Here is a 26,370-nt window from a genome sequence, read left to right as displayed (position 1 = left end):
TGCCGGCCTCGTGGTCGCCGAGATCGGGGCGATCGTCACCGAGTTCTCCGGCATTGCCGGCATCGGCGACGTGTTCGGGGTGCCGCGCCTCGTCAGCCTCGGATTGCCCGCCGCCCTGCTTCTCGGGCTGGTGTTCACCGGGAGCTACCGGCGCGTCGAGGTGGTGGCGATCGCGGTCGGGCTGTTCGAGCTCGTGTTCATCGGGCTCGCCATCGCGGCCCGGCCGAATCCGGGCGACATCGTCGCCTCCTTCGCCCACATGCCCCTCGGCGACAGCTCCTACCGGGTGCTCATCGCCGCCAATATCGGCGCGGTGATCATGCCGTGGATGATCTTCTACCAGCAATCGGCGATCGTCGACAAAGGCCTCGGCTGGGACCATGCCCGGAATGCGCGGCTCGACACCTTCGTGGGTGCCGTGATCTCGCAATGCGTAATGGGTGCGATCCTGATCGCGGCCGCCGCCACGATCGGCCAGGCCGGGCAGGGCACGAAGAACGGCCTCGAGACGGTCGGAGACCTCGCCGGCGCCTTCACGCCGGCGCTCGGCCCCTGGCTGGGGCAGGTGGTGTTCGGGGTCGGCATCGTCGCTGCGGCCTTCGTGGCCCTCAACGTCGTCGCGCTGGCGCTCGCCTGGGGCTTCGGCGACGTCACCGGCCGACCGCATTCCCTCGAACAATCGCCCCGCGAGGCGCCGGCCTTCTACGGCACCTTCGCCCTGGTCGTCGTGGCGGGGGCGGTCACCGTGCAGCTGGTGACGAATCTCGTCGCGCTCAACATCGCCGTGGAAGTGATGAACGCCCTTCTTTTGCCGCTGGCGCTGGGCCTCCTGATCCTGCTCGCCACCCGGGCCCTGCCGGAGGAAAGACGGGTGCGGGGCGCCTACACATGGGTGGTCTACGGCGTGTCCGGCCTGACCGTGGCGTTCGCCATGATCGGCGTGCTCGACGGGATCGGCCTGCTCTGAACCGATTGACGCCGCCGCCCCGATGATGTCTCCCCGGGCGGGCTGACAGAGTGGAGTCGCGACACATGCAAGAGATCTGGTTCCGCACGGGCGAGGCCACCGTGCTGGCGGCCGAGGGCCAGTACACCGACGCGATGCCCGAGGTGCTGATCGGCTCGGTGCGCGGGCCGGTGGGTCAGGCCTTCGCGTCGATGATGGGGCAGGTCCAGGGCCATACCCGGATGTTCGTGGTGCGCGACCTCAACCAGTTGGTGCGCCCGGCCACGATGATGACCACGAAGGCGACGATCCATACGGCCGAATATGTCGAGCTGCTCGGCGGCGTGGTCCAGGCTGCGACCGGCGACGCGATCGTGGATTGCATCATCGAGGGCGTGCTGCCGAAGGACGGGCTCGACGAGCTGTGCATGATCATCATGATCTGGCTCGACCCGCGCTGCGCCGAGGATGACAACCTCGACCGCAAGGACCTCTACCGCACCAACTACGAGGCGACGAAGCTCGCCATCGCCCGCGCCCTCAAGGGCGAGCCGACCGTGGACGAGCTGATCGCGAACCGGAAGACCGTGAAGCACTACGCCCTCGAGGACGTGATCGAGTATTGATCAGCGTCGCGCCCGCGCCAGCGTGGTGCGGGCGTAGACGTCGCCCAGCCGGCAATCGAGCCCGGCCGAGGCGATGACGAGCCGGTCGTCGGGATCCGTCATCCGACGACGGACCCAGCCGTGTCCGGCCCGCTCCGACAGGGTGACCTCGAAGGCACGCTGTTCGATTAGGAGCACGGCCTCGCACGTCGGCAGGGCTTCGTAGCCGGCGAGCTTCACATCGATCTTTCGACGATTGAGGCGCGATATCCGGCGCCTGTCGCTGGGGGAGATGATTTCAACGGCAAGGTAGAGTGTGCCGACGACGTTCTGGCCCGGCTCGAACTCCGCCAAGTCGATGATGGCGATGTCGGGGACGTAGGTATGTCCTCGGATCGTAGGGCTGAGATCGATCGCAGGATTCGGGACGGCAATCCGACCGGGCGCCGTGCGTTCGAGGGCGTCGTTCAGCAGGCGGTCCAGATTGCTGGTGATGATCTGGTGGTCGATGCTGGGCTGAGCCTGCATGACGAAGCAGCCCTCGATCAGCTCCCATTTTTCCTCGTCGGGGCGGGAAGCCACGAAATCCTGGAACGTGACGTGCGGCTCGGCCGGCCGCGGCCGTGTGGCGAACGCTGTCATGGCGAGTCCGTATAGGATGGCACAGCCAGGATCGGACCGGCCGGCGCACCGGTCAAGCCGGCTTCACCGCGGCGGGATCCGCCCCACCGAGCAGAGGGTGCGCATCGCGCTGCTGCCGGGGTCGGTGTAGCAGGAGGCCGACCAGCCGTTCTGCTGGATGAACGACTTGCGCCGCTCCGAGAGGGCGGTCCGGTACGCGTCGGCGATGATCGGCTCGACCCGCGCGGCCGGCTCACCCACCAGGATCTCGGAGGCCGCCGCCAGGTCGCGGAAGAATGCCGCCGAGGGGCTCGGCTCGGCGGAGGTCGCCTGCACGATCGGCTCGGCCCGGCAGGTCACGTCGAACTTGATCGGGCCGGCCAGGCGGATGTCGATGCTGGGGCCGGCCCGCTTCCCGACCTTGCCGCCGATCGCCCCGGCGATCTGGTGAGCGAGGTCGTCGCAGGGCTCCGCCCGGGCGGCGGCCGGCAGGCCGGCCAGGGCCGCGAGGACGAGGGCGAAGAGCGGGCGCGGAACGGCGACGTTTGGCATGGCCGGCACTCTACGCGCGGCGCCCGGCCTGTCGAGGGCCGGGTTCAGGCCCGCATCTGGGCGAAGCTCTTGAGCAGGGCCGGGGCGACCCGCATCCCTACCGGCACCAGCTCGGCCGGGGGCGGCCGGCGGACGCAATCCTCGAGATAGGCCAGGGAATCCTCCAGAACCGAGCCGGTGAACGGCTTGGCGATCACCGCCGTGGCGCCCTCCAAATCGTCCGAGAGCGCCCGGGCGTTGGCGGTCATGAAGGCCGCCGTGATGCCGCCGATGTCGCGCACGGCATGGGCCACCTCCACGCCCGAGGAATCGTCGCCGAGCCGCAGATCGATCAGCACCAGTTCCGGACGGGTCTCGTGGATGAGGGCGATCGCTTCCCCGGCCGTCATGGCGGTGCCCACGACGCGATAGCCCGCCGCCTCCAGCATCATCTCGATCTGCATCAGGATCAGGGCCTCGTCCTCGACGACGAGGATCCGCATCGGCTCGCTCATGTGGCCTCCAGACCGGTAGCCATCTCGCGGGGCAGGCGGACGTTGACGATCGTGCCCGGGTCGTTCGCCTGCCAGGCGATGCTGGCACTGAGCTGGCGGCACAGGGTGCCGATCAGCCGCTTGCCGAACGAGCGCTGCTCCATGACCTGCACGGGCATGCCGACGCCGTCGTCGGCGATCTTGATGCTGAAATAGCGGTCGTCCGGCGCCACCGTCACGGAAAGCCGGCCGGCGCGGTCGCCCGGGAAGGCATGCTTGAGCGCGTTGGTGATCAGCTCGTTCATCATCAGCGCCACCGGCGGCGCCTTGGCGACCGGGATCTCCACGGTCTCGAGGTCCAGGTGCAGGCGGATGCGGTCGAGGCCCGAGCCGCGCACGAGGTCGGTGGCGAGGTCACGGGCGAACTCGGCCACGTCGAAGCGCTCGACGTTGTTGGACTGGTAGAGCCGGCGGTGGACCGTGCCGAGGGCCTCCACGCGGGTCAGCATCGCCTCCATGGCGCTGCGGGCCGCCGGATCGGTGATCGCCTTGGTCTGCATGGCGAGCAGGGCCGCGATCATCTGGAGGTTGTTCTTGACCCGGTGATCGACCTCGTGGACCAGCATGGTCTGCGTCGCCAGGGCGTCGGTCAGGTCGCGGGTCCGGCGGGCGACCTCGGCCTCGAAATGGTCCTTCTCCTGCTGGACCCGGAGATGGGCGTCCACGCGGTCGGTGACGTCGAGCTGCGAGGCGAAGAAGAACAGCACCTCGCCGGCCTCGTTGGCGACCGGACTGAGATACAGGGCGTTCCAGAACGACGACCCGTCCTTGCGGTAGTTCAGCAGGTCGATGGCGATGTCCCGCTGCGCCATCACGGCCTCGCGGATCAGCGCCACGGCGCCGCGATCGGTGTCCTCGCCCTGCAGGAGGCGACAATTGCGGCCGAGCACGTCCTCGCGCTCGTAGCCGGTCATCCGCAGGAACGCGTCGTTGGCGAAGACGATCGGGTTGTCGGGCAGGCGCGGATTGGTGACGATCATGGCCATCCGCGTGGCGCGGACTGCGGCGGCGAACGGATCGCCTTTACCGTGCTCGGCGTCGAGCCGGTCCGTCAGATGCCATGCGTCGGGCTGTTCCATCGAACCTGCTCTTCCATGCCCGGCGTTTGTCACCTCCGGCAATCGGCTGAGGCCTGCGCGCTCGCGGGCCGGGACCTAAACGGCCGATTCGCACGAAGGGTTCAGGGACGGTACCGTTTGACGCGAAAAACCCATCGACAGGATGCCGCACCCGGATCGGCGTCATCGTCCCCACCCGCCTCGAAGCGCCGAGGGCATGGCCCAAAAAGACCCGGCACGCGGGACGCCGCTTGAGCCTTTTTCCGCCCCCGCCGGGCAAAGTGCCGCCCGACCTCACGCCCGCATCCGAGACACGTCCCGCATCGGTTCTCCGCCCGGAGCGATGGCGGCTGGGAGCCATGGACGCAGGCACCGCCCCACCCCCGAGCCCGCCGGTCCGCCACCGAACGGCCCCCGAAAGAGTGCCGCGCAGGCCGGCGCTCGCGTTGCCCCGAGCCATAGCCCCTGGAATAGACCGCCCGACAATCATCAGGCTAAGATTTATTCACTTTCGCATCGCAGTTAAAGGTTAATTATTTAAACAATTTTCTATTCATGAAGTATTTACCTCGCCCCTTGCGACGAGGAAATCTTGGTATCTATCCCGAAATATATGCGACCACAGAGCTCCGGGGGCCTTTCGCCCCCAGATCTCAGATCGGCACGCCCCGTACCGGCGCGGTCTGTACAGGCCGACGAAACGGCTCGCCGTCGAGCCCTTCGCGACCGGCTTCGATCGGATCACGTGGCCGCTTGCGCGCTTCCTGGAGCGTCGCGCTCTCGGGTCGAGAGTGGTCGGTGCGAAGCGTCGGAAGTCGACACCCCGCGCGCAGTGCCGGTGGGGCTTCCCGCACGGGCGCTCAGTGGAAATCCCGGCTCGGATACATCCGCCGGTCCGGGGGGGCGCCGAAATCCGTGGTCTCGGGCGGCAGCCGCATCCCGGCCGCGCGCAGGTCGCGCAGGGAATCCGTGAGGTCGCGGAACCCCTCGGCGACCAGATGGACCACCCCCTCGGCCCGCTGCACCCGGCCGCGCACGGCGAGGAAGCGGGCCTGCATGGCGGCCCGGCGGTTGGCCTCGAACACCGTCTTCCAGATGATCACGTTGGCGATGCCGGTCTCGTCCTCCAGGGTCAGGAACACCACGCCCTTGGCGGTCCCCGGCCGCTGGCGGATCAGCACGAGGCCCGCCACCGTGACCCGGGCGCCCTGGGGCAGGGCCGGATCGAGATGGGCCCGGGCCGGGATCGCGCCGATCCGGGCGAGGCGGCCCCGGAAGAACGCGACCGGGTGCCCCTGGAGCGACAGGCCGGTGGCGGCATAATCCTCGGCCACCGCCTCGGGCAGGGGCAGTGTCGGCAGGTCCACCTGCGGCTCGTGCCGGAACAGGCCGTCATCGGCGTGCCAGGCGAAGAGCGGCAGCGGCGCATCGAGCAGATGGCCACGGCGCTCGGTCCCGTCCGCCTTGGCCGCCTTGCGGGACGCGGTGCCCTCGAGCGTGCGCACCATCCACAGGGCGGCGCGCCGGTCGAGGCCCAGCGACCGGAACGCGTCCGCCTCGGCCAGGCGCTCCAGGGCGTTGCGCGGCAGGGCGAGGGCCGCCTGCAGCCCCTCGATGCTGGCATAGCCGTTGGCGCGCAGCCGGACGAGCCGGTGCATCGCCGCCTCGGGCAGGCCGCGCACCTGTCGCAGGCCGAGACGCACCGCGTGCAGCTTCGGATCCGCGGCCGGCTCCAGGGTGCAGTCCCAGGCGCTGGCGTTGACGCAGACGCCCCGCACCTCGACCCCGTGGGCGCGGGCGTCGCGCACCAGCTGGGCCGGCTGGTAGAAGCCCATCGGCTGGGCGTTGAGGATCGCGGCCAGGAAGACGTCCGGGTGTCGGCACTTCATCCAGGCGGAGGCGTAGACCAGGAGCGCGAAGCTCGCCGCGTGGCTCTCCGGGAAGCCGTAGGTGGAGAAGCCCTTGATCTGCGCGAAGCAGCGCTCTGCGAAATCCGCCGGGTAGCCGCGGCGGGTCATGCCGCCCACGAATTTTTGCTCGAAGCCGCCGATCGAGCCGACATGCCGGAAGGTCGCCATCGCCCGGCGCAGCCCGTCGGCCTCGGCCGGGGTGAAGCCCGCCGCCGTGATGGCGATCTGCATTGCGTGTTCCTGGAACAGCGGCACGCCATAGGTCTTGTGCAGCACCGTGTGCAGCTCGTCCGCCGGCCCGTGATCCGGATGCGGTGCCGGATAGACCACCGAGTCGATCCCGGAGCGCCGCCGCAAGTAGGGATGGACCATGTCGCCCTGGATCGGGCCGGGGCGCACGATCGCCACCTGCACGACGAGGTCGTAGAACGCCTTGGGCTTGAGGCGCGGCAGCATCGACATCTGCGCCCGGCTCTCGACCTGGAACACGCCGACCGAATCCGCCTTCGCCAGCATCGCGTAGGTGTCGGGATCCTCCCGGGGCAGGTCGGCGAGCGTCTCGTAGAACAGGCCGTGGTCCCGCTCCAGGAAATCGAGGCCGCGCTTGAGGCAGGTCAGCATGCCGAGCGCCAGCACGTCGACCTTCATCAGGCCGATCGCGTCGATGTCGTCCTTGTCCCACTCGATGAAGGTCCGGTCCGCCATGGCGCCGTTGCCCACCGGCACGGTCTCGTCGAGGCGCCCCCGGGTCAGGATGAAGCCGCCGACATGCTGCGAGAGGTGGCGGGGGAAGCCGATCAGCTGGTGCGCGAGGTCGAGGGCCTGCCGGAGCATCGGGTTGTCGGGGTCGAGGCCGGCCTCGCGCACGTGCTTGTCCGGCACGTCCTTGCCCCAGGAGCCCCAGACCGTGTCGGCGATCGCCGCGGTCACGTCCTCGGTGAGCCCCAGCACCTTGCCGACCTCGCGGATCGCCATGCGCGGGCGGTAATGGATCACCGTGGCGCAGAGGGCGGCCCGGTCCCGGCCGTAGCGGTCGTAGAGGTGCTGGATCACCTCCTCGCGGCGCTCGTGCTCGAAATCGACGTCGATGTCGGGGGGCTCGCCCCGGTTCTCGGAGATGAACCGGGCGAACAGCAGCCGGTGCTTGGACGGGTCCACGGCGGTGATACCGAGGCAGAAGCACACCGCCGAATTGGCCGCCGAGCCGCGCCCCTGGCACAGGATCCCCTTGCTCCGGGCGAACTCGACCACGTCGAACAGGGTCAGGAAGTAGCGGGCATATTCCATCTTCGCGATGAGCTGCAGCTCCTCATGGAGCGTCGCCTCGACCGCGGCCGGGATGTCGCCGGCATAGCGCCAGCGCGCCCGCTCCCAGGTCTTCTCCTCCAGATATTCCTGCGGCGTGCGCCCCGGCGGCACCGGCTCGTCGGGATATTCGTAATGGAGCTGCCCGAGGGAGAAGCTGCAGCCCTGCGCTATCTCGACCGTGCGGGCCAGCGCCTCCGGATGGTCGGCGAACAGCCGGGCCATCTCGGCCGGCGGCTTCAGGTGGCGCTCGGCATTGGCCTCCAGGCGGTAGCCGGCCTCCGCGATCCGGCAGCGCTCGCGGATGCAGGCCACCACGTCCTGGAGCGGGCGCCGTTCGGGATGGTGGTAGAGCGCGTCCGAGACCGCGACCATGGGCGCTCCGTAGGTCTCGCCCAGCTCGGCCAGGAGGCCGAGGCGGCGGCGCTCGTCGCCGCGGCGCGAATGGCTCGCGCCGAGCCAGGTCCGGCCCGGGGCGGCGGCAGCCAGGGCCTCGAGCCGGCCCAGGAACCCGTCCGGGGGGCGCAGGCGCCGGCCCGGCGGCATGGCGATGAACATCTGCCCCTCGGCGGCCTCCAGCATCTCGGCGAAGGTGAAGCGGCAATCGCCTTTACGCATGCGCCGGTTGCCCAGGGTGAGCAGCAGGCAGAGGCGGCCCCAGGCCTGCCGGTCCACGGGATAGGTCACGGCCTCGAACCCGTCCTCGGTGACGAGGCGCACGCCCGGCAGGACGTGGATCTTCAAACCCTCCGCCTCCAGCGCCCGCGCCGCCGCATGCGCCCGCACCACCCCGGCCACGGTGTTGCGGTCGGCGATCCCGATCGCCGCAAGCCCGTAGGCCGCCCCCTGCACGACGTATTCCTGCGGATGCGAGGCGCCGCGCAGGAACGAGAAATTCGTTGTGAGGGCGAGCTCGGCGTAGGCGGGGCCGCTCACGCGAACACCCCGTGGACGAACCACGCGGCCGGGCGGCCGGGGGCGTGCGGCCCATCGCGGTAGAGCCAGAGCCGGCGGCCGGCCTCGCACTCGACGCGGTAATAGTCCCGGGCCGCGCCCGGCGCGTGCCACCACTCGGCCGCGATCCGCTCCGGCCCCTCGGCATGGACGATCGCGTGGATCCGGGCGCGCCAGCGGAAGCGCCGGGGCGGCCCCTCGGGCACGGTGGACAGGACGTCGAGGGCGGCCTCGCCCCGGGGGAACAGCACCAGGGGGCGGGGCGGCAGGTGGTCCGGCCAGGATGCCGGATCGCTGTTCCAGGGGAGGGGATGGGCAGCCCGCTCCGGGATGTGGCTCGCCCGCGCCCCGAGGCGCAGGAGCGGCCGGCCGAGGCGCTGCGCCAGGGCGTCCGCGAGGGCATCGATCCCGTCGCCCTGGGGCGCCGCCCCGAGCTCGGTCTGGCGGGCCGACAGGGCGCCGGTCACCGTCACGGTGAGCGTCACCGTCTCGAAGCCGAAGCCGGCATCGAGGCCCGCGCCGAGGCGGTCGAGGCGCAGGGACACCAGGGCGGCGACGCGATCGGGGCAGCGCTCGGGCCGGGACAGGCCGAGATCGAGCACGCGCATCACCCCGTCGACCCGGTGCATCACGAGGCGCAGGCCGCAGGCGCCGATTCCGTCCCGCTCCAGCCGGGGCGCGATCTCTGCCATCAGCAGCCGGGCGGTGACGACGATGTCCGATTGCCGGCCGATCGGGTCGAGGAAGCCCCGGGCGGCCCGGTACGCGGCCTCCTCGGTGAGCGGCGCCAGGGGCTCCGGCCGGCGGCCCATCGCCTGGTCGAGGCGCAGCAGCAGGGCCTCGCCGAAGCGGCGGGCCAGCGGCCCCCGGGCCAGGGCACCGACTTCGCCGACCCGGCGCAGGCCGAGCCGCCGCAGGCCCGAGACCGTGCCGGGATCGAGGCGCAGGGCCTCAACGGGCAGCGCCCGCAGAGCCGGTTCGGCCCCGTCGGGGGGCACGATCAACCGGTCGGAAGCGCCGTAGCAGGCCAGCGCGAAGGCGCCGCCGGGTGTGTCGGCGAGCGCGATCCGGGCGGGAATCTTCGACCGCGCCAGGCGCCCGGCCAGATCGTCCACGAGGGGTTCTTCGCCGCCGCGCAGGTGGCTCGCCCCGGCGACGTCGATGTAGAACCCATCCGCCGCCTCGGCGGCCCCGAACGGCGCCACGACGGGGGCGTAGCCCTCCGCCCAGCGGCAGAGGCGCAGCAGCGCCGCCCGGTCGGATTCGGAATCGGCGGGATGGACCTGGAGCGGCACGCCGATCCGCGCCCGGACCCGGCCCAGGGGCTCGCCGGGCCGCAGGCCCAGGGCGCGGGCCTCCGGATCGAGGGCGAGGAGCCGCAGGCCGCCGGGGCCTTCGGCCGCCACCGCGAGCGGGCCCCGGTCAGGCGCGAGACCGGCCCGCCGCAGCCGCGTCACGGGCCAGTGGCTCAGGCAGACGCAGACGATGCGCGGCATGGTCCCACTCCAGAAGCCAGTCGCCGCCCCGCCCGTTGCGGCAGCGCTCGAGCCGTGCCCGCCAGCGCGGGTTGTCCAGGGTCCCGAACCGGTCCCGGGTGGCCGGGGCCGAGGCGATGCTCCACCGGGTGGCGGCGCCGTTGGGCAGGTCGGCCTGCGGCGGCCGCAGGATCAGCACCAGCGGCGGCGCGGCCCCCTCCGATTCCCCCTCGGCGGCGAGCTGCAGGCGCCGACCGGGCTTCAGCGGCAGGCCGTCCGCGAGGAGGCCGATCAGCACCGGCAGGGCGCGGGCGTGGAGCGCCGCCTCGAGCGCGCGAAACACCTCCGCGTCGCTCCCGGCCTCCAGCAGCAGGAGCCGGCCCGGATCGAGGCCGAGCCCGGCCAGGCCATGCCCGTGGGGCAGGGGCTGGTTCGGCGCGGCGGCGATCAGCGCCGCGCCTCGTGTGCGGGCGAGCTGGGCGGTACAGAGCGCCAGGGCGAAGCCCAGGGCCGCGATCGCGTCCGCCGGCTCCATCGGGGCGATTTCGTGCGGCGGCCCGAGGGCCAGGCCGCCGCCAGGCAGATGTGCGTCGATCGCCGTCAGACCGAGCGGCAGGACCGGGCGGGGCGCCACCGGGCCGCCCGGCCCCGCGAGGCGCGCCCGCAGGATTGCCAGCCGCTCCTGAGGGCTGCCGGGTGCGGAATCCCGCCCGGTCTGGTTCGCAGGGTCCAGCCCCATCTCCACGTGCTCCGGTCATGCCGGACGATAGGAACATAACATGAACATGTTCAAACCGTTTCCGCGCGGCACCTGAATCGGACGCCGGGCCAGCGGCTTGGCCTGTGGATGGATGTGGACGCGTGTGGAATCGGCCGGGCCGCCCGCGACCAAAGCTACGGTTGACCGAGTCCGCGAGCCGAGACCACAAGTCGTGTGCCGCGCCAGACGCGGCCGACACGGTCCGAGCATGCGCCCAGCCCTCGCCTTGACGATCCTGCTCGCCCTCTCCGGAGCGGCCCTCGCCCAGCAGCCGCCGGATCCCGGCCCCGCGGCTCCCGCTTCCTCGGAGCCGCGCCCGCGTCCGGCCAAGCCGCGCGCCCGGCCCGCGCCGGCCCCGAGCCAGCCGATCATGGTCTACGACGCCCGGATCGAGGCCGGCGACCTGCGGATCTCGGGCTCGGTGCGCAAGCCCGGGGCGATCGTGGTCCTGGACGACGACATCTCGATCCAGACCGACCGGCGCGGACGCTTCACCTTCCGGGTCCCCTACCGGCCGCCGACCTGCGTGGTGACCCTCAAGGCCGAGCCGGACGAGCGCGAGGCGGTCGTGGCCAACTGCGCCGCCGAAGGCCCGCCGGGCCCGCCCGGCTCCCAGGGCGCCGCGGGTCCTCCCGGGGAGGCGGGTCCCAAGGGCGACCAGGGACCCAAGGGCGACCAGGGACCCAAGGGCGACCAGGGACCCAAGGGCGACCAGGGACCGAAGGGTGAGACGGGCGCTCCGGGCCAGCCGGGCGCCAAGGGGGATCAGGGTCCCAAGGGGGATCAAGGTCCGAAGGGCGAAGCCGGGAGCAAGGGTGAGCCGGGGCCCAAGGGCGAGCCTGGTGCAGTCGGTGGGGTGGGGCCGAAGGGCGAGACCGGCGCGTCCGCCCTCCGGGCCGTGCGCAAGTCCGACTGCGCGGGCGGCTGCACCGTCACCTGCCCGGCCGAGGAAATCCTGGTCACCGCCCACTGCCTCAAGGCCGGCACCCCGGTCTATGACGGGGAGGGGGCCACCTGCCCGTCGGAAGCTTTGGGGATCGTCGGGTTCTGCACCCGGCCGTGAGCGGAGCCGGCGGCCTTAGCCGCCGGACTCGCGCAGCCAGTCCAGCATCCCGGCGGCGGCGGCCCGGCCGCCCGCGAAGGCGCCCTGGAGCAGGTAGCCGCCGGTCGGGGCCTCCCAGTCGAGCATCTCGCCGGCCAGGAACAGGCCCGGACGGGCGCGCAGCATGGCCCGGCCGTCGAGGGCGTCAAGGCGCACCCCGCCGGCCGTCGAGATCGCCCGCTCAATGGGGGCCGAGCCGACGAGATCGAGGGGCGCGGCCTTGATCAGCCCGGCCAACGCCTCGGGCTCGGCCGGAAGAGCGGCGCCGGCGGCCTCGCGCAGCAGGCCCGCGGCCACCGGCGAAAGCCCCGCGGCCTTGCGCAGCCGGGTCGCGGTCGAATCCCCCGGCCGCGCCCCGGAGAGGCGGCGGGCCAGGGCGTCCCGGGTCAGGTCGGGACGCAGGTCGACGAGGAGGCGGGCGCTTCCCCGCGCGGCGATCGCGGTGCGCAAGTGTCGCGACAGGGCGTAGACCGCCCCGCCCTCGATCCCGGACGCGGTGATCACCGCCTCGCCCCGCACGGTAGTGCCGTCGCAGGCGAGCGCCACCCGCTTGAGCGGCGCGCCGGCAAACCGCTCCCGGAACAGGTCGGACCAGGCCACCGCGAAGCCGGCATTGGCCGGCTCCAGGGGCGCGACCTCCACGCCGAGCCCTTCGAGGAGCGGCACCCAGCGCCCATCCGAGCCCAGCCGCGGCCAGCTCGCCCCACCGAGCGCCAGCAAAGTCGCCTTGGGATGGACCTCGATCGGGCCGTCCGGCGTCTCGAAGCTCATCGTCAGGTGCAGCAATCCCGCCCCAGGGTCGGGATTGCTGCGTCCGGCGGGCGACCGCCGCCCCGCAGTCGCGGGGGCGGATCGCGATGCATCGCGATCCGAGGGCACCCTCTCGGCGATCGCCGTCATCCGGTGGCGGGTGCGGATCCGGACGCCGAGGCGGTCGAGCCGCGCCAGCCAGGCCCGCAGCAGCGGCGACGCCTTGAAGCTCGTGGGAAACACCCGCCCGCTCGACCCCACGAAGGTTGGCTCGCCGAGTTCCGCGCACCAATCCCGCAGCGCCTCCGGGGGAAAGGCCGCGATGGCGGCGTCCAGGTGGCCGACGGGATGGTAGCGCGCCAGAAACGCCGCGCGCGGCTCGCTGTGGGTGAGGTTGAGGCCGCCGCGCCCGGCGATCAGCAGCTTGCGCCCCACCGAGGGCATCCGGTCGTAGACCGTCACCGCGCGGCCGGCCTGCGCCAGCACCTCGGCCGCGGCCAGCCCGGCCGGCCCGCCGCCCACGATGGCGATGTTGTGTGTGTCGTCCGGCATCCGCCTGGAGAGCGGCAGGCACCCGTGCCTGTCAAGATGTGGCCGGGATTGCCCTGCGCGCCGTCACGGTGCTCTAAAACAAATCCGACAATGCCGGCCAATGAACCCGCAGGATCGTCCGGCCGTTCTCGGTCGGGATCTGCGAGATGGTCCGCTCCACAACCTGGCCACCCAGACGCTTGTAGAAAGCAAGCGCAGGCTCATTGGCCTCGAAAACCCATACGTGCAGGCCCTCCTCGGCCTGCTGAGCAGCCAGCTTTCGCGCGGCCGAGCGCAGCAGCGCCGCGCCGATCTTCCTGCCGCGCATCTCCGGGAGGACGTGCAGGTTATCCACCAAGCTGCCCCAGCGCCGATCCAGGTTACGCTGCGTCGCTGCGAAGCCGACAAGCGTGCCATCGCCGGTCGACGCGACGTCCACGAGAAAATCCGGGGACGGGGTGCTCAGCTTTCCGAGCCAATGAGAGCGACGATCCTCCTCGATCGGTCCGGCCAGAAACGCCGGGTCGAGGATCGAGCGATAGGCGTCCCGCCAGCTGGCTATGTGGATCGCCGCAATGGTCAGCGCGTCCGCCGCCTGCGCCGGACGGTAGATGATGTCGGCCATCCTCAAATTATGCGTGGGGCGCCGCAGGCAGGCAAATCCTGACGCACCGGGCCGAAAGCGCCGGACCACGCCGGATCGGACCCCGAATGCGGCCCACCGCTTTCGCCTGCGCCGCGACCGGGCACGCTGAGCGCCGTCCCGCGCCCCGTGTCACGCACAAGGCAGATGACCGCGGACCGTGTAGGATCCGGCGCAACGCCTCGTTAATGCCATCCCGCTCGCGCAACCCTGCGCTGCGGCCTCGTTCCCGTCCAGCCGGCCGATCCGATCCGAACCCAAGAGAGGCTTCTGACTCGTGGCGCTCTCCACTGCCGTCTCCGCGACCGAGGCGGACGCCGATCCGGCCCCATCCACCACCCAGCCGCGCCTCAACCCGCTCGAGATCCGCGCGATCGTGTTCGGCCTGATGACCGCGATGCTGCTCGCGGCCCTCGACCAGACCATCGTGGCGACCGCGATGCCGACCATCGGGCTCGATCTCGGCGACGCCGCCAATCTCCCCTGGATCGTCACCGCCTACCTGCTGGCCTCCACGGCGGTCACGCCGCTCTACGGCAAGCTCTCCGACATCCACGGCCGGCGGATCATGCTGCTGATCGCCATCGCGACCTTCGTGCTCGGGTCGCTCGCCTGCGCGGTGGCCCCCACGATGGTGACCCTGGCGCTCGCCCGGGGCCTCCAGGGCATCGGCGGCGGCGGGCTGATCGCCCTGTCGCAGACCATCCTGGCCGACATCATGGCGCCCAAGGAGCGGGCCCGCTACCAGGTGGTGATCGCCGGCGTGTTCGTGGCGGCCTCGGTGGCCGGGCCCCTGCTCGGGGGCTTCTTCGCCCAGCACCTGCACTGGTCGCTGATCTTCTGGATCAACCTGCCGATCGGCTTCCTCGCCTTCGCGCTGACCAACGCCAAGCTGAAGCTGCTGCCGCGCAACGAGCGCCGCCACAAGCTGGACTATCCCGGCGCCGTCCTGCTGGTGCTGAGCTCGACCACCCTGTTGCTGGCCCTGAGCTGGGGCGGCGTGCGCTATCCCTGGGGCTCCGCGCCGGTCCTCGGCCTGCTCGCCCTGGCTTCCGTGCTGGGATCCCTGTTCGCGGCGCGCCTGACCACTGCGGCCGAGCCGCTGATCCCCATCGAGGTGCTGAAGGACCGGGTGGTCTACAGCGCCACCCTGTCAGCCTGCTTCGCCATGGGCACCTTCATTGGCCTGACCATCTACGTGCCGATCTTCCTCGAAGGCGTGATCGGGCTCACCGCCAGCGAATCCGGCGTGGCCCTGGTGCCGCTGATGGTCGGCACCGTCACCGGGGCGACCTTGTCGGGCCGGTCGATGCTGCTGTTCCGGCATTACAAGCGCCTGCCGCTCGCCATGATGAGCCTCAGCATCGTGTGCTGCGCCGTCATCGCCCTGGAGGGCCGGCAGCTGCCGTTCTGGCTCATGGAGGTGATGCTGGCGCTGCTCTCCATGGGCATCGGGACGATCCTGCCGCTCTCCACCATCGCGATCCAGAACGCCGTGGAACCGCACCAGCTCGGCATCGCCACCGCGGCGATGAATTTCTTCCGCTCGCTGGGTGGCGCCCTGATCGTGGCCGCCTTCGGGACGATCGTGCTGGGCGGCGCCGCCGGGACCGGGCACGATGTCGAGAGCCTGATCCGCGGCGGAGACCCCGCGCAGCTCGCCCTGACCTTCCGCTCCGTGTTCCTGGCCGCCTGCCTCGGCCTGATGGCGGCCTTCGGGTTCCTGGCCTACATGGAAGAGCGCCCGCTCGGCGAGCGTCCCGCGGCGAAGCCCGGCGGCGCATCGAAAGCCGACACTCCCAGATGAGGCACAGATCTTGGCCTGGCTGATCCTGCTCGCGGCCGGCCTGCTCGAGGTGGTCTGGGCCTACGCGATGAAGCGCTCGGCGGGCTTCACGGAGATCGTCCCCAGCGTCGTGACCGTTGCGGCCGCTTTGGGCAGCTTCGTCCTGCTGGCCTTCGCCATGCGCAGCCTGCCGCTCGGCACCGCCTACACGGTCTGGACCGGCATCGGCGCGGTGGGCGCCTTCCTGCTCGGCATCCTGATGCTCGGCGAGAGCGCGAGCCCGCTGCGGATCGCGGCGGCGGCGCTGATCGTCTCCGGCCTGGTGCTGATGAAGCTCTCCGGAGAGGCCTGAGACGCGCCGGATTCCACCGCCCCCCGATCCGTAAGCCGGCAACCTCGTTTCGGGATGCGACGGGGATCATCCGGCCGCCACGTCCGTGCCCTTGATTCGCCCGGTTCGCCCGCTTAACTCGCCCCTATCGGCTGCGGGCCCCTCTGGCGGGCGCTGTTCAGCGCCCGTGATGTCGGAGCCGATGCTTTCCTTCCGGAATCAGCATCAGGTCCCGCACATGATGGACGTTCTCACCGTCGAATGGCTCGGCAAGCCGTTGTGGATGTGGCTCGGCTTCCACGCCCTCGTCGGATGTCTGCTCGCCTTCGATCTCGGGCTGCTGCACCGGGACAAGGAGCATGAGATCGGCGTCCGCGAAAGCCTGCTGCTGACCGGCTTCTATCTCGCGCTCGGCCTCGCCTTCGGCGGCTGGATCTGGTGGTATCTCGGGCCGCAGGCGGGTGAGGAATACGTCACCGGCCTCGTGGTCGAGAAGTCGCTGTCGATGGACAACGTCTTCGTCATCGCCATGATCCTGGCCGCGCTCGGCATCCCGCGCGCTGCCCAGCACCGGGTCCTGCTCTGGGGCATCCTGGCCGCCGTGCTGCTGCGCGGCCTGATGATCGGCCTCGGCGCGGCGCTGGTGCATCAGGTCCACTGGGTGCTGTCGCTGTTTGCCGCCTTCCTGATCTTCGCCGGCCTGAAGATCCTGTTCTCGGGCCCCGAGGAGGAGGGCGACTTCCAGAACAGCGCCGTGGTGCGCTGGATCAAGAAGACGTTCCGGGTCACGCCCGAGCTGCACGGCCAACGTTTCGCGGTCCGCCGGCCCGACCCGGCGACCGGCCGCAAGGCCGTATGGTTCACCCCGCTGGCCCTGGCGCTGGTGCTGGTCAACGGCGCCGACGTGATCTTCGCCGTCGACAGCGTGCCGGCGATCTTCGCGATCACCACCGACACGTTCGTGGTCTACACCTCCAACATCTTCGCGATCCTGGGCCTGCGGGCCCTCTATTTCGCGCTCGCCGCGATGGTCGACCGGTTCGCCTATCTGAAGACCGCGCTCGCCTTCATCCTGATCTTCATCGGCGCCAAGATCGTGATCGCCGACACGTTCGAGCTCGTCCACGTGCAGCCGTGGGTCTCCCTGGTCGTGACCCTGTCGCTGTTGACGATCGGCGTGCTCTACAGCCTGTGGCGCACCCGTACCGATGCGCCGGCCCCGGCGGCCTCCGGCCCGGCCCATGGCCACGAGGCGCGGGCCCACCAGGCCTGAGGGGCCAAGCCAGCGCGGCAGAGCATCAGGGCTCCGCCCTGATCACCCGCCAAAGGGCTGAGCCCTTTGGACCCCCCAGGGTTCCGGCTTTAAGCCGGCAGGGCAGCGATCAGGTCGCGCAGGGTGGTGATGGTCGAGGCATCGGCCACGCCATCCACCCGCGCTTGGCGGAAATGGCGCTGGAACGCCGTGACGACCGCGTGCGTGCGCGCGTCGAAGGTTCCGGTCACTGCGAGGTCGTAGCCGTAGAGGGCGAACATCGCCTGCAGCGCCTCGACGGGCTGGCCGGAATCACCCTGCGCGAAGAACCGCCCGTCCCGCAGGCCGGCCGGCGGCACGATGTGGCCGACGCCCGCAGCGGCGAGGCGGTCCCACGGAAACGTCTCACCCGGATCCTCCTTGCGCTCGGGGGCGACATCGGAATGGGCCAGGACCCGCTCCGGCGGGATCGGCCAGCGCCCCAGAACATCTTGGGACAGGGCGATCACCGCGGCGACCTGCGCGTCCGGGTAGGGCGGCAGCCCGCCGGCATGGCCCGGATGGACGATCTCGATCCCGATCGAGCAGGAATTGAGGTCGCGGACGCCCTTCCAGGCCCCCTGGCCGGCGTGCCAGGCACGGCGGGCCTCCGGCACCATCTGGACGATGCCGCCATCCTCGAACACGAGGTAATGGGCCGAGACCTCGCTCAGCGGGTCGCGCAGCCGCGCCAGCGCGGCGGCCCCGCTGGCCATGCCGGTGTAGTGCAGGATCAGCATGTCGGGTCGCTGCCCGCGGCGCTCGCCATGGTTCGGCGAGGGCGCGACGCGGCGAGCGAGGGGGCTGTCCGGAACGAGGCTCACCGCTATCCGCGCTCCTGCACGATCCGGTCGTAGGCGGCGTTGATGGCGGCAAGCCGGCGCGTGGCGATCGCCACCGCCTCGGCGGGCAGGCCCCGGGCCAGCGCCCGATCGGGATGGTGCTCGGCGACGAGCGCCCGGTGGCGCGCCTTCACGGTCGCGTCGTCGGCATCCCGGTCGAGCCCCAGCACCGCGTAGGGATCGTCCGGCAGCCGCACGTGCCGGGCCGCGATGCGGCGGAACGCGGCCTCATCGAAGCCGAAGATCCCCGAGACCGCGCGCAGATAGCGCTCTTCCGCCTCGTGCAGGGCCCCGTCGGCGCCGGCGATCTGGAACAGGCCGTCGAGCACGTCTTCGAGAAGGGCGGGCTCGTCCCCGAAGGTCGCCGCGAGTTGCCGGGCATAGGCTTCGAAGCCGTTGGTGGTCTTCTTCGCGAGATCGAACAGCCGCTCGACGCCGGCCCGCGCCGAATCTTCGACGTGAACGACGCGGCCGAACGCCTCGACCTCGGAGGGCAGCACCACGCCGTCGGATTTGGCCATCTTGGCGGCCAGCGCCACCAGCCCGGTGGTGAACACCACGTCGCGCGGGGTCGGGCCGAAGGGTGCGCCGATTCGGTCGACCAGGAAATGGCCCGCGACACCGCCGATCAGCGCCCCGAGCGGACCGCCGATGGCAAGACCGAGCCCGGCGCCGCCGAGCTTGCCCCAAGGTCCCTGGGGCTTCCCCTGAGCCTTAAGCTGAGCCTTGTCGACCTCCTGGCTCATGGGCGGGGCGGCCCCGAACGGGATCGTGGACGCGGTGCGATCATGGTCGGCGGCTTTGGGTCCCGCACCGGGGACGCGCCCGGCCGGGGGCCGGGATAGCCGCTCCTCAGGCGGCGCGGAAGGGCCGGGACGCGTCCCGGCCCCCGCTCTGGCGCCTTAGCGGCAGTAGATGTTGCCGTAGGCATCCCGGTAGGTGCCGTAGGGGCAGCGCGGCGCGGTCGAGGCGCCCACGATGGCACCGCCGGCGCCGCCGATCGCGGCACCCGCCAGGGCACCGCCCGCGCGGCCCGTGGCGGCCGCGCCGATGGCCGCACCGGTGAGCGCGCCGAGGCCGGCGCCGCCGAGCGCGCGATCCTCGGGGGTGTTGCAGGCGCCCAGCGACAGGGCGGCGATGGTGGCGAGGGCGGCTGCGGTCAGCTTCTTCATGGTCCCCTGATCTCCCTTGTGCATCCGGTCCGGCCGTCGGCCGTGATCGTCGCGGATCGCGGTGAGCTTAGCAGGAAAGCAATGCCCGCCATACGGCTAAGGTTCCACACGCGGTTGCGGAGTTGCGCGCCCTTCCCGTCTCGCCCTATGCCACGGCCCGAGAGGCGACGCTCCGGCCGGGGCGCCGCGGCGCCATCCGCGAGGATCCCATGTCGAGAGCCACCACGATCGTCCGCCGGGCCGCGGTTCGACCCGACCGCGTCGCCGACACGGTGAGCCTCGATCACGCCGCCCGGGCGGCGGCCTCCGGATCCCTCGTCGCGGAGGGCGGCCTCGCCTTCGAGGTGGCGCTCACCAAGGCGGCGGCGCTGGAGGACGGCGATGCCCTGCGCCTGGAGGACGGCCGCCTGGTCGCCATCCGGGCCGCCGCGGAGGATCTCCTGGAGGTCCGCGCCGAGAACCCGGCCCGGCTGACCCGCCTGGCCTGGCAGCTCGGCGGCAACCACGTCCCCGCCGAAATCGCCGCCGACGTGCTCTACGTCCCGGCCTCCCCGGCCAATGCCGAGCTGGTGCGCGGGCAGGGCTGCACCGCGAGCCCGGTCTCGCGCGCCTTCCGGCCGGAGCGCGCCGCACACGACCACAGCACCTGCGGGCACGACCATAGCCACGACCATCACGGCCATGATCACGGGCACGCGCACGATCACGGCCATCACGGGCACGACCATGCCGAAGCCCATCGCCACGCCCAGGCCCATGACCATGACCATGCGCATCCCGGGCACGTCCACGGCCCCGGCTGCAACCACGACCACTGACGGGCGCGGTCGAAGCCGATCCCGGTTCGGCGTCCGTTTCGTGGCGCGGACGTTCCGGGATGCCGGCACGGGACCGTCGGCCGAATCCCGGACCCGTGGCGTCGCCGAGAGGGGCGGTTGACGGAGCGGATCTTCCGCGACCCACCGGATACCGCGGTGCTGACGACGCGAAGCCTCATTCGCGACGGGGCCTGGATTGCCTACGTGTCCCACGATGCCGACGATGGCGGTTGGCAGTTCCACGACGGCTCCTCCGAGCGCCCGAGCGTGGAAGAGGCTGCGGTGGTGTCGCTGCGAAGCGTGGTGCTGCGCGACGGATCGTTGACCGCGTTGGTCGATCGACCCGAGGGTTGGCGCGCCTGGCGTGACGGCCCGGACGCGCCCTGGCAGCGGTCGAAGATCCCGAGCGGGGGCCAGACCGGTCCGGCCGATTGACGGGCCCGCCCCGATCGCCACTTCGCGATCGGCCCCAGGGCTCTCCTCAGGGTTCTGCTCTTGCCATCGTGCGCGGCGAAGCGATCCTGAGCAGATCACGCTCTTGCAGCGCGGCCTGTCCGGACCCGCCGCCTTGCGCTCGCGAGATCGGCGCAGAGGATCGGAGGCTTTGCCCCATTCTCGCGCCCCGGTCGGATCGCGTCGGCGGCGGCCCCTTCCCGCCGAAGAGCAGCCTCAATCAATCGCAAGCTGTCATCGATATCAAAAACGATCGCCAAGAACGCCTTTAAAATAGATCTTCCGAAATATTATATCCCATATATGGCAAACATTGGGGCTAATTACCCTATACATAATGCGTGCTCCAAGTGTTGCACACAGATCACAGCCACAGGTCCAAGCTTTTGATACGACGTCGTCAATTCGTATTCTTGGACACCCGGACTATGCGCAAGACCATCGCTTCCCTGGCCGCCTTCGCTGCGTTGACGACAGCTGCTTCCGCGGCTGATCTGCCTCGCCGCGCGTATACGCCCCCGCCGCCGCCCGTTCCGGTCTTCTCCTGGGCCGGCGCCTATTTCGGCATCAACGCCGGTTACATCACCACAACCAAGGACAGCGTGACGACGGCCGGCGTGTTCCCGGGCAACGACGGCGTCCGGGTCGGCAACCGTCCGGCAGCTCTGGGCCTGCCGCGGGACGGCTTCACCGGCGGCGGCCAAGTCGGCTACAATTATCAGTTCACGCCAGGTTCCGGCTTCGTCGTCGGTGCCGAGGCCGATCTGGCCTATACCGACCTGAACCGCACCCGCAGCACCACCGGGCGCCTGGGCGGCATCAGCACCTTCCGGCAGATGGGCGATTCGCTCGGGACCGTGCGCGGGCGCGTCGGCTACGCCTTCGACCGCACCCTCGTCTACGCCACCGGCGGCTTCGCCTATGGGGCCGAGACCTATCGCGGCGTCTTCCAGACGGCGGCCGGCCAGCCGACCTTCTACGGCAGCAGCTCGCGCGTCGAGACCGGCTACGCCGCTGGCGGCGGCATCGAGTTCGCGCTGCCCACCGACTCCGTGTTCAACATCTTCCATTCCAACGCGGTGACCCTGAAGGGCGAGGCGCTGTACTACGATCTCGGCCGCCGCACCGTGCCGCTCGTGGCGGTCGGACCGGGCGCCGGCGCCTACGCCGCCCGCTTCCGCAACGAGGGCGTGCTCGGCCGCTTCGGCCTGAACTACAAGTTCGGCAGCTAACGCGCAGGGCGCGACGGCCTGATGCAATCAGGCCGGACCGGGCTTCGGGACAGTCCCGGCGGAAGGCCTGTCTCGAACCCGGCCGAACGTCGATCACGCGGCCCGGACGCCATCGCCCGAGGCCGCAGGTCGTTCAGGGCCGCTTCGGCACCGGCCGCCGGCAATAGGCGCGGGCCTCCGCCTCCTTGAGCCCGTCCTGTGCCGCCGCGCATTGGTCGAGGGTCAGGCCGATGCTGGCCGCGTAGGTCTGGTTCGGCGACAAGGCGTCTCGCGCGAGGCTTGCCAGGTAGAACAGGAAAGCGGCCACCGCGATCAGCGTCGCCGCCACGAGGACGCGGTTCAGCATCCGGCCCGCTCCCGGCCGCGCAGGCGAGCCCTCCGGCGCATCACGGGAAGCCGACCAGCATCTGTGCCAGCGCGAGGAGCACGAGGCCCGCGCAGATCAGCGTGATGGCGGTGCGATCGAGACCGGTCCGACGCATGGCGCTCCAGCCTAACACCCGTATCGAACCGGCGCGACGCTCACAGGACCAGGCCCAAGAGGCCCGTGGCCAGGCCGCAGCCGAGCGGCAGCGCCGCGGCGCTGAGCAGCGCGCGATCGATAATGCGCGCGACCCGATCCTCCGGTTGACACTCGACCATGGCGCCGCCTCCCTCGGTTCCAACACTGAAGGCCGCCTGTTGCTGCCCTGTGTCGTCGAACGGCACCGCCCTGAAACGCGACCGTGCGCGGCCGTCCCGCGCCCGGCGCGTCGGCGGGGCGCAGGAACACCCCGCAGGACCCATCGTTGGACTCCCATCCCAACGCGAGGCCCTCATGACCACTGATCCGCTGCACAAGTATCCGCGCCCGCCCTTCGAGGCGCAGCCGCAGAGTTTTCCAGGCAAGACCGGCCGGATGGCGCCCGAGCCCGATCACGGCGAGGACAGCTACAAGGGCTCCGGCAAGCTCACCGGCCAGGTCGCGCTGATCACCGGCGGCGACAGCGGCATCGGCCGCGCCGTGGCGATCGCCTATGCCCGCGAAGGAGCCGACGTCGCCATCTCGTACCTGCCGGAGGAGCAGGCCGATGCGGAGGCGGTGAGTGGCTGGATCGAGAAGGCCGGCCGGCGCGCGCTGCTTTTGCCGGGCGACCTCAAGGACCCGGCCTATGGCCGCTCGATCGTCGCCCGCACCGTCGAGACCTTCGGCCGCCTCGACGTGCTGGTCAACAACGGCGCGTTCCAGCAGCCGAACGAGGGCCTGGACGCCATCGAGGACACGATCTTCGAGGACCATTTCCGCACGAACGTGTTCGGCCCGTTCTACGTGACCAAGGCGGCGCTCGCCCACCTGAAGCCCGGCGCCTCGGTGATCTTCACCTCGTCGGTGAACTCCAAGCACCCGATGCCGACGCTCATGGCCTACAGCGCCACGAAGGGCGCGCTGAGCAACATGGTGCTCAGCCTCTCGCAGCTGCTCGCCGAGAAGGGCATCCGGGTGAACGGCGTGCTGCCGGGCCCGATCTGGACGCCGTTCATCCCATCCGGGATGAGCCAGGATTCGGTGAAATCCTTCGGCAATCAGGTGCCGTTCGGCCGCCCCGGCCAACCGGCTGAACTCGCCTCCGCCTACGTGATGCTGGCCTCCGAGGAGAGCAGCTACACGTCCGGCGCGCTGATCACCGTGGCCGGCGCGATGCCGGTGTTCTGATCGCGGACCACGACCGGGACACCGCCCGTCGCCAGACACGGCGGTGTCCCGCAACCCCGTGCGCTGTTCGGGACCCGCTCCGTCGTGGTATCAGCGGCCTCTCCCCCCAACCCGCAGGACGACACCCGCCGCGCGGGGCAATACGGATCTGGCACGTGACGGCGGCTGAGACTTGCGGCGCACTTCCGGGATGGCGGTTCTCCGTCGCCCCGATGATGGACTGGACCGATCGGCATTGCCGGGCCTTCCACCGCACCCTGTCGGCGCGGGCGCGCCTCTACACCGAGATGGTCACCACCGGCGCAGTGCTGCACGGGCCGCGCGAGCGGCTGCTCGGCTTCTCGGATCTGGAGCACCCGGTGGCGGTGCAGCTCGGTGGGTCCGATCCGGCCGAGCTAGCGCGGGCCGCGCGAATCGCCGCGGAGTTCGGCTATGCCGAGATCAACCTTAATGTCGGCTGCCCGTCCGACCGGGTGCAGGACGGCCGCTTCGGCGCCTGCCTGATGCGCGAGCCGGCTCTGGTTGGCGATTGCGTGGCCGCCCTGAAGGCCGCGGTTTGTGTGCCCGTGACGGTCAAATGCCGGATCGGCGTCGACGACCAGGATCCCGAGGCGGCCCTCGACGCGCTCGCCGACGCGGTCGTGGCCGCCGGGGTGGACGGGCTGATCGTCCATGCCCGCAAGGCCTGGCTCCAGGGCTTGTCGCCCAAGGAGAACCGCGACGTGCCGCCCCTCGATTACGGCCGCGCCGCCCGGCTGAAGCGGCGGCTCGGCGCCCTGCCGGTGGCGGTCAATGGTGGCCTGCGCGACCTCGACGCCGCGCAAGACCGCCTCGCCGAGGTCGACGGCGTGATGGTCGGCCGCGCCGCCTATACCGAGCCGGCTTTGCTGCTCGGCGTCGATCCGAAGCTGTTCGGCGTGGCTGCGCCGGTGCCCGACGCCTTCGCGGCCGTGGAGGCGTTCGAGCCCTACATCGCCGACGTGCTCGCCCGCGGCGAGCGTCTGCACGCGGTCACCCGCCACATGCTCGGGCTGTTCAACGGCCGGCCCGGCGCAAGGGCCTTCCGGCGCCACCTTTCGACCCACGGGATGCGGCCGGATGCCGGCCTCCAGACCCTGCGGGACGCGGTGGCGACGGTCTCGCGCGACGTGCCGGAGGCCCGGGCGGCCTGAGATCCACGCCCGTCAGGGCGGGCTCAGGATCAGCCGGTCGCCCCGGACTTCGTAGGCGGAGAGGCGTGTCAGGAAGGTTTGGCCCAGCAGGTTGCCGGCAAGCGAGCCGGGCCGCGCCACCATGGCGTTCACCCGGCGCTCGCTGATCGTGCCGATGCGCAGCGAATCGAGCTGGATCGGCGCGGCATAGGCAATGCCGTTGGCCGTGGAGACCCGGGCGGTGAACGCGGCCGGCGCCGGGGTGATGCCGAGAGCCGCGGCGTTCTCGGCGGTCAGCACGACGCTGCTCGCCCCGGTATCGAACAGGAACGGCTGCACCCGGCCGTTGACCTCGGCCTCGACCCGGAAATCGCCGTCCGCCCGGCGGGTGATCGTCACGGAGCCGCCGGGGCCGGACACCGCCGAGCCGGGCCGGAGATCGCCGAGCACCCGGGCGCCGACGCCCTGGAACCGGTCACGGTAGCTGTAGCCGATCACCAGGGCGAGCCCGATCATCGCCCAGGCAAAGAGCGCGCGCAGGTTTGGGCCGAGCGCGGACCGGAATTGCCGCCAGTAGCCGGCGACCACCAGGGCCAGGATGCCCCCGGTCGAGGCGAGCGCGGCGAGGTGGTCGGGCTCGATCACGCCGCCGATGCTGTCGCTGCCGTCGCTGAGGACCAGCACGGCCGTGACCAGCGCGATGGCGGCAAGCCCAAGATAGATCATGACGGCAACGGCTCCTCCGAGGACGTGAACCCGGCCCCGCGCAGCCGGGCGCCGAGCCCGGCCATGATCGCCCGGCGCTTGGCTTCCGACATCCCACCCCAGGCGGCGATCTCGTCGCGGGTCCGGCCGCAGCCGCGGCACAGCCCGCTGGCGGCGTCGAGCACGCAGACCTTGGTGCAGGGGGACGAGGGTTTGGGCACGGGCGACATCGCCGATCCTTGGCCGCGGGATCGTGGCTCGATCAAGGCCCGGGATGCCGCATCAATCCGCCGAGGCCGCCACGAGGGCGAGCAGGGCGGCGATCTCGGCGAGCTGCTGGCAGGCGCCGATCACGTCGCCGGTCTGGCCGCCGATCGTGTGACGGGCGAGGCGGGTCAGGGCGAGGGCCGCGAGGCCGGCGCACAGGATCATCAGCGCGACGCCGCGCAGCGGCAGGCCGAGGATCACGCCGGCGAGCGCCACCGCGAGACCGATCGCGAGAGCGACCCACAGGCTCGCGCGGTTCGGACGACCGACGGAGGCGGAGAGGCCGCCGGGCCGGGCCGGCGGCAGCAGCACCATCGGGGCGAGGGCCGCGAGCCGGGACAGGGCGGCGACCAGGATCAGCGCGGTCGCGGCCGCGTAGCCGGTGCGGTCCAGCAGCGTCGCCAGCGCGCCGATGCGCAGCGCCAGCGCCAGGACCAGGGCCGCCCCGCCATAGGCGCCGATCCGACTGTCGCGCATGATCTCCAGGCGCCGCTCGAGCGTGGCACCGCCGCCGAAACCGTCGGCGACGTCGGCCAGGCCGTCCTCGTGGAGCGCGCCCGTGGCCAGGACCATGACGGCCACCGCCAGGGCCGCGGCCAGGAACGGCCCCAACCCGATCCACCAGCCCGCTGCCAGCACCAGGGCGGCGGGGAGGGCGAGGATCAGGCCGGCAAGCGGCAGCATGCGGGGCAGGGCGGTGAAATCGGGGGCCCGATGCGGGTCCGGCTCACCGGGCAGTTGCGGCACGGGCAGGCGGGAGTAGAACCGCAGGCACCCGGCGAGGTCGTAGAGGGCGCCGCGCCCGGGCCAATCGGCCTCCCCGCCGGTCTGCCTGTCCATCGCGGCCTCTCGCCACCACCCGCCACCGCGCCCCGGTGGGGCGA

At 71.4% G+C, this 26,370-nt stretch carries 28 protein-coding genes; 11 read left to right on the top strand and 17 right to left on the bottom strand.

The window, feature by feature from the left end:
* Together AKJ13_RS25440 and fae are read left to right on the top strand one after the other, a co-directional pair.
* The coding region (locus AKJ13_RS25440; protein ID WP_050735824.1) for a divalent metal cation transporter at nt 1–967 on the top strand (967 nt) is incomplete at its 5' end.
* 65 nt (nt 968–1,032) lie between these two features.
* Nucleotides 1,033–1,572, top strand: coding sequence for a formaldehyde-activating enzyme (gene fae / locus AKJ13_RS25435; RefSeq protein WP_007560667.1), 540 nt, complete (start codon nt 1,033–1,035; stop codon nt 1,570–1,572).
* Here fae and AKJ13_RS25430 read toward each other — a convergent pair whose 3' ends face one another.
* From AKJ13_RS25430 to AKJ13_RS25400, 7 genes are all read right to left on the bottom strand, one after another.
* On the bottom strand, nt 1,573–2,193 hold the full coding sequence (locus AKJ13_RS25430; protein ID WP_050735823.1) for a Uma2 family endonuclease: 621 nt from the start codon (nt 2,191–2,193) through the stop codon (nt 1,573–1,575). It abuts the gene before it with no gap.
* Nucleotides 2,194–2,256: 63 nt separating this feature from the next.
* On the bottom strand, nt 2,257–2,724 hold the full coding sequence (locus tag AKJ13_RS25425) for a hypothetical protein (protein ID WP_050735822.1): 468 nt from the start codon (nt 2,722–2,724) through the stop codon (nt 2,257–2,259).
* A gap of 44 nt (nt 2,725–2,768) precedes the next feature.
* Nucleotides 2,769–3,218, bottom strand: a complete 450-nt coding sequence (locus AKJ13_RS25420) for a response regulator (RefSeq protein WP_050735821.1) — start codon at nt 3,216–3,218, stop codon at nt 2,769–2,771.
* On the bottom strand, nt 3,215–4,336 hold the full coding sequence (locus tag AKJ13_RS25415) for a histidine kinase dimerization/phosphoacceptor domain -containing protein (protein ID WP_050735820.1): 1,122 nt from the start codon (nt 4,334–4,336) through the stop codon (nt 3,215–3,217). The genes AKJ13_RS25420 and AKJ13_RS25415 overlap by 4 nt, the downstream gene beginning before the upstream one ends.
* A gap of 839 nt (nt 4,337–5,175) precedes the next feature.
* The gene (locus AKJ13_RS25410; RefSeq protein ID WP_050735819.1) at nt 5,176–8,466 is read right to left on the bottom strand and encodes an error-prone DNA polymerase; all 3,291 of its coding nucleotides are present in this window, start codon (nt 8,464–8,466) and stop codon (nt 5,176–5,178) included.
* Entirely contained in the window at nt 8,463–9,980 is a 1,518-nt protein-coding gene (locus tag AKJ13_RS25405) for a DNA polymerase Y family protein (protein WP_064774669.1), read from the bottom strand. The genes AKJ13_RS25410 and AKJ13_RS25405 overlap by 4 nt, the downstream gene beginning before the upstream one ends.
* A complete protein-coding gene (locus AKJ13_RS25400; protein ID WP_050735817.1) occupies nt 9,907–10,698 on the bottom strand; it encodes an ImuA protein in 792 nt (263 codons plus the stop codon). Before AKJ13_RS25400 ends, AKJ13_RS25405 begins: the two co-directional genes overlap by 74 nt.
* 229 nt (nt 10,699–10,927) lie before the next feature.
* Between AKJ13_RS25400 and AKJ13_RS25395 the strand changes: the two genes are divergently transcribed.
* Nucleotides 10,928–11,782 carry a collagen-like protein gene (locus AKJ13_RS25395; RefSeq protein ID WP_050735816.1) on the top strand — a complete coding sequence of 285 codons (855 nt, stop codon included), beginning with the start codon at nt 10,928–10,930 and terminating at the stop codon, nt 11,780–11,782.
* A 15-nt stretch (nt 11,783–11,797) separates the two neighbouring features.
* On the opposite strand, the gene AKJ13_RS25390 is transcribed toward AKJ13_RS25395, so the two are convergent.
* The gene (locus tag AKJ13_RS25390) at nt 11,798–13,123 is read right to left on the bottom strand and encodes a TIGR03862 family flavoprotein (protein ID WP_050735815.1); all 1,326 of its coding nucleotides are present in this window, start codon (nt 13,121–13,123) and stop codon (nt 11,798–11,800) included.
* A gap of 73 nt (nt 13,124–13,196) precedes the next feature.
* The gene (locus tag AKJ13_RS25385) at nt 13,197–13,727 is read right to left on the bottom strand and encodes a GNAT family N-acetyltransferase (RefSeq protein WP_050735814.1); all 531 of its coding nucleotides are present in this window, start codon (nt 13,725–13,727) and stop codon (nt 13,197–13,199) included.
* A 406-nt stretch (nt 13,728–14,133) separates the two neighbouring features.
* On the opposite strand from AKJ13_RS25385, the gene AKJ13_RS25380 reads away from it, so the two are divergent.
* From AKJ13_RS25380 to AKJ13_RS25370, 3 genes are all read left to right on the top strand, one after another.
* Nucleotides 14,134–15,552, top strand: a complete 1,419-nt coding sequence (locus tag AKJ13_RS25380) for an MDR family MFS transporter (protein WP_244471724.1) — start codon at nt 14,134–14,136, stop codon at nt 15,550–15,552.
* A 10-nt stretch (nt 15,553–15,562) separates the two neighbouring features.
* Nucleotides 15,563–15,883 (top strand): quaternary ammonium compound efflux SMR transporter SugE, encoded by a 321-nt coding sequence (gene sugE, locus AKJ13_RS25375; RefSeq protein WP_050735812.1) that lies wholly within the window; start codon nt 15,563–15,565, stop codon nt 15,881–15,883.
* Between the two features lie 217 nt (nt 15,884–16,100).
* A complete protein-coding gene (locus tag AKJ13_RS25370; RefSeq protein ID WP_050735828.1) occupies nt 16,101–17,135 on the top strand; it encodes a TerC family protein in 1,035 nt (344 codons plus the stop codon).
* 89 nt (nt 17,136–17,224) lie between these two features.
* Here AKJ13_RS25370 and AKJ13_RS25365 read toward each other — a convergent pair whose 3' ends face one another.
* The 3 genes from AKJ13_RS25365 to AKJ13_RS25355 form a co-directional block, all read right to left on the bottom strand.
* Nucleotides 17,225–17,977 (bottom strand): N-acetylmuramoyl-L-alanine amidase, encoded by a 753-nt coding sequence (locus AKJ13_RS25365; RefSeq protein WP_050735811.1) that lies wholly within the window; start codon nt 17,975–17,977, stop codon nt 17,225–17,227.
* 2 nt (nt 17,978–17,979) lie between these two features.
* Nucleotides 17,980–18,741 (bottom strand): TerB family tellurite resistance protein, encoded by a 762-nt coding sequence (locus tag AKJ13_RS25360; RefSeq protein ID WP_050735810.1) that lies wholly within the window; start codon nt 18,739–18,741, stop codon nt 17,980–17,982.
* A 156-nt stretch (nt 18,742–18,897) separates the two neighbouring features.
* Complete coding sequence (locus tag AKJ13_RS25355; RefSeq protein ID WP_007560631.1) at nt 18,898–19,167, bottom strand: hypothetical protein; 270 nt, start codon at nt 19,165–19,167, stop codon at nt 18,898–18,900.
* Between the two features lie 209 nt (nt 19,168–19,376).
* On the opposite strand from AKJ13_RS25355, the gene AKJ13_RS25350 reads away from it, so the two are divergent.
* From AKJ13_RS25350 to AKJ13_RS25340, 3 genes are all read left to right on the top strand, one after another.
* A complete protein-coding gene (locus AKJ13_RS25350; RefSeq protein ID WP_050735809.1) occupies nt 19,377–19,985 on the top strand; it encodes an urease accessory protein UreE in 609 nt (202 codons plus the stop codon).
* 156 nt (nt 19,986–20,141) lie between these two features.
* Nucleotides 20,142–20,420 carry a hypothetical protein gene (locus tag AKJ13_RS25345; protein WP_144426382.1) on the top strand — a complete coding sequence of 93 codons (279 nt, stop codon included), beginning with the start codon at nt 20,142–20,144 and terminating at the stop codon, nt 20,418–20,420.
* 446 nt (nt 20,421–20,866) lie between these two features.
* Entirely contained in the window at nt 20,867–21,670 is an 804-nt protein-coding gene (locus tag AKJ13_RS25340; protein WP_050735807.1) for a porin, read from the top strand.
* A 133-nt stretch (nt 21,671–21,803) separates the two neighbouring features.
* Here AKJ13_RS25340 and AKJ13_RS25335 read toward each other — a convergent pair whose 3' ends face one another.
* Nucleotides 21,804–22,016, bottom strand: coding sequence for a hypothetical protein (locus AKJ13_RS25335; protein WP_050735806.1), 213 nt, complete (start codon nt 22,014–22,016; stop codon nt 21,804–21,806).
* 176 nt (nt 22,017–22,192) lie between these two features.
* Complete coding sequence (locus AKJ13_RS31625; RefSeq protein ID WP_144426381.1) at nt 22,193–22,378, bottom strand: hypothetical protein; 186 nt, start codon at nt 22,376–22,378, stop codon at nt 22,193–22,195.
* 109 nt (nt 22,379–22,487) lie between these two features.
* On the opposite strand from AKJ13_RS31625, the gene AKJ13_RS25330 reads away from it, so the two are divergent.
* Together AKJ13_RS25330 and dusA are read left to right on the top strand one after the other, a co-directional pair.
* Nucleotides 22,488–23,363, top strand: a complete 876-nt coding sequence (locus tag AKJ13_RS25330) for an SDR family oxidoreductase (RefSeq protein ID WP_050735805.1) — start codon at nt 22,488–22,490, stop codon at nt 23,361–23,363.
* Between the two features lie 155 nt (nt 23,364–23,518).
* Complete coding sequence (gene dusA / locus AKJ13_RS25325; protein ID WP_082317119.1) at nt 23,519–24,535, top strand: tRNA dihydrouridine(20/20a) synthase DusA; 1,017 nt, start codon at nt 23,519–23,521, stop codon at nt 24,533–24,535.
* Between the two features lie 12 nt (nt 24,536–24,547).
* Here the strand turns inward: dusA and AKJ13_RS25320 are convergent, their stop codons facing one another.
* The 3 genes from AKJ13_RS25320 to cobS are packed head-to-tail and all read right to left on the bottom strand — an operon-like array spanning nt 24,548 to nt 26,326.
* Nucleotides 24,548–25,240 (bottom strand): TIGR02281 family clan AA aspartic protease, encoded by a 693-nt coding sequence (locus AKJ13_RS25320; RefSeq protein WP_050735803.1) that lies wholly within the window; start codon nt 25,238–25,240, stop codon nt 24,548–24,550.
* Nucleotides 25,237–25,449: a DUF1289 domain-containing protein gene (locus AKJ13_RS25315; RefSeq protein WP_050735802.1), complete on the bottom strand. Its 213-nt coding sequence runs from the start codon at nt 25,447–25,449 to the stop codon at nt 25,237–25,239. The genes AKJ13_RS25320 and AKJ13_RS25315 overlap by 4 nt, the downstream gene beginning before the upstream one ends.
* Nucleotides 25,450–25,501: 52 nt before the next feature.
* Nucleotides 25,502–26,326: an adenosylcobinamide-GDP ribazoletransferase gene (gene cobS / locus AKJ13_RS25310; RefSeq protein WP_050735801.1), complete on the bottom strand. Its 825-nt coding sequence runs from the start codon at nt 26,324–26,326 to the stop codon at nt 25,502–25,504.
* Between the last annotated feature and the right edge of the window lie 44 nt (nt 26,327–26,370).

Source organism: Methylobacterium sp. ARG-1 (genome assembly GCF_001262595.1).
Taxonomy (GTDB): domain Bacteria; phylum Pseudomonadota; class Alphaproteobacteria; order Rhizobiales; family Beijerinckiaceae; genus Methylobacterium; species Methylobacterium brachiatum.
Note: the sequence above shows the minus strand (reverse complement) of the source record. Positions and strands in the feature narration are given on the sequence as shown.

Bases quoted from the DNA above. Each gene is read 5' to 3' on its own strand.
- fae (WP_007560667.1), top strand. From the start codon at position 1,033: ATGCAAGAGATCTGGTTCCGCACGGGCGAGGCCACCGTGCTGGCGGCC.
- AKJ13_RS25430 (WP_050735823.1), bottom strand. From the start codon at position 2,193: ATGACAGCGTTCGCCACACGGCCGCGGCCGGCCGAGCCGCACGTCACG.
- AKJ13_RS25425 (WP_050735822.1), bottom strand. From the start codon at position 2,724: ATGCCAAACGTCGCCGTTCCGCGCCCGCTCTTCGCCCTCGTCCTCGCG.
- AKJ13_RS25420 (WP_050735821.1), bottom strand. From the start codon at position 3,218: ATGAGCGAGCCGATGCGGATCCTCGTCGTCGAGGACGAGGCCCTGATC.
- AKJ13_RS25415 (WP_050735820.1), bottom strand. From the start codon at position 4,336: ATGGAACAGCCCGACGCATGGCATCTGACGGACCGGCTCGACGCCGAG.
- AKJ13_RS25405 (WP_064774669.1), bottom strand. From the start codon at position 9,980: ATGCCGCGCATCGTCTGCGTCTGCCTGAGCCACTGGCCCGTGACGCGG.
- AKJ13_RS25400 (WP_050735817.1), bottom strand. From the start codon at position 10,698: ATGGGGCTGGACCCTGCGAACCAGACCGGGCGGGATTCCGCACCCGGC.
- AKJ13_RS25395 (WP_050735816.1), top strand. From the start codon at position 10,928: ATGCGCCCAGCCCTCGCCTTGACGATCCTGCTCGCCCTCTCCGGAGCG.
- AKJ13_RS25390 (WP_050735815.1), bottom strand. From the start codon at position 13,123: ATGCCGGACGACACACACAACATCGCCATCGTGGGCGGCGGGCCGGCC.
- AKJ13_RS25385 (WP_050735814.1), bottom strand. From the start codon at position 13,727: ATGGCCGACATCATCTACCGTCCGGCGCAGGCGGCGGACGCGCTGACC.
- AKJ13_RS25380 (WP_244471724.1), top strand. From the start codon at position 14,134: ATGACCGCGATGCTGCTCGCGGCCCTCGACCAGACCATCGTGGCGACC.
- AKJ13_RS25370 (WP_050735828.1), top strand. From the start codon at position 16,101: ATGATGGACGTTCTCACCGTCGAATGGCTCGGCAAGCCGTTGTGGATG.
- AKJ13_RS25360 (WP_050735810.1), bottom strand. From the start codon at position 18,741: ATGAGCCAGGAGGTCGACAAGGCTCAGCTTAAGGCTCAGGGGAAGCCC.
- AKJ13_RS25355 (WP_007560631.1), bottom strand. From the start codon at position 19,167: ATGAAGAAGCTGACCGCAGCCGCCCTCGCCACCATCGCCGCCCTGTCG.
- AKJ13_RS25350 (WP_050735809.1), top strand. From the start codon at position 19,377: ATGTCGAGAGCCACCACGATCGTCCGCCGGGCCGCGGTTCGACCCGAC.
- AKJ13_RS25340 (WP_050735807.1), top strand. From the start codon at position 20,867: ATGCGCAAGACCATCGCTTCCCTGGCCGCCTTCGCTGCGTTGACGACA.
- AKJ13_RS25335 (WP_050735806.1), bottom strand. From the start codon at position 22,016: ATGCTGAACCGCGTCCTCGTGGCGGCGACGCTGATCGCGGTGGCCGCT.
- AKJ13_RS25330 (WP_050735805.1), top strand. From the start codon at position 22,488: ATGACCACTGATCCGCTGCACAAGTATCCGCGCCCGCCCTTCGAGGCG.
- AKJ13_RS25320 (WP_050735803.1), bottom strand. From the start codon at position 25,240: ATGATCTATCTTGGGCTTGCCGCCATCGCGCTGGTCACGGCCGTGCTG.
- AKJ13_RS25315 (WP_050735802.1), bottom strand. From the start codon at position 25,449: ATGTCGCCCGTGCCCAAACCCTCGTCCCCCTGCACCAAGGTCTGCGTG.
- cobS (WP_050735801.1), bottom strand. From the start codon at position 26,326: ATGGACAGGCAGACCGGCGGGGAGGCCGATTGGCCCGGGCGCGGCGCC.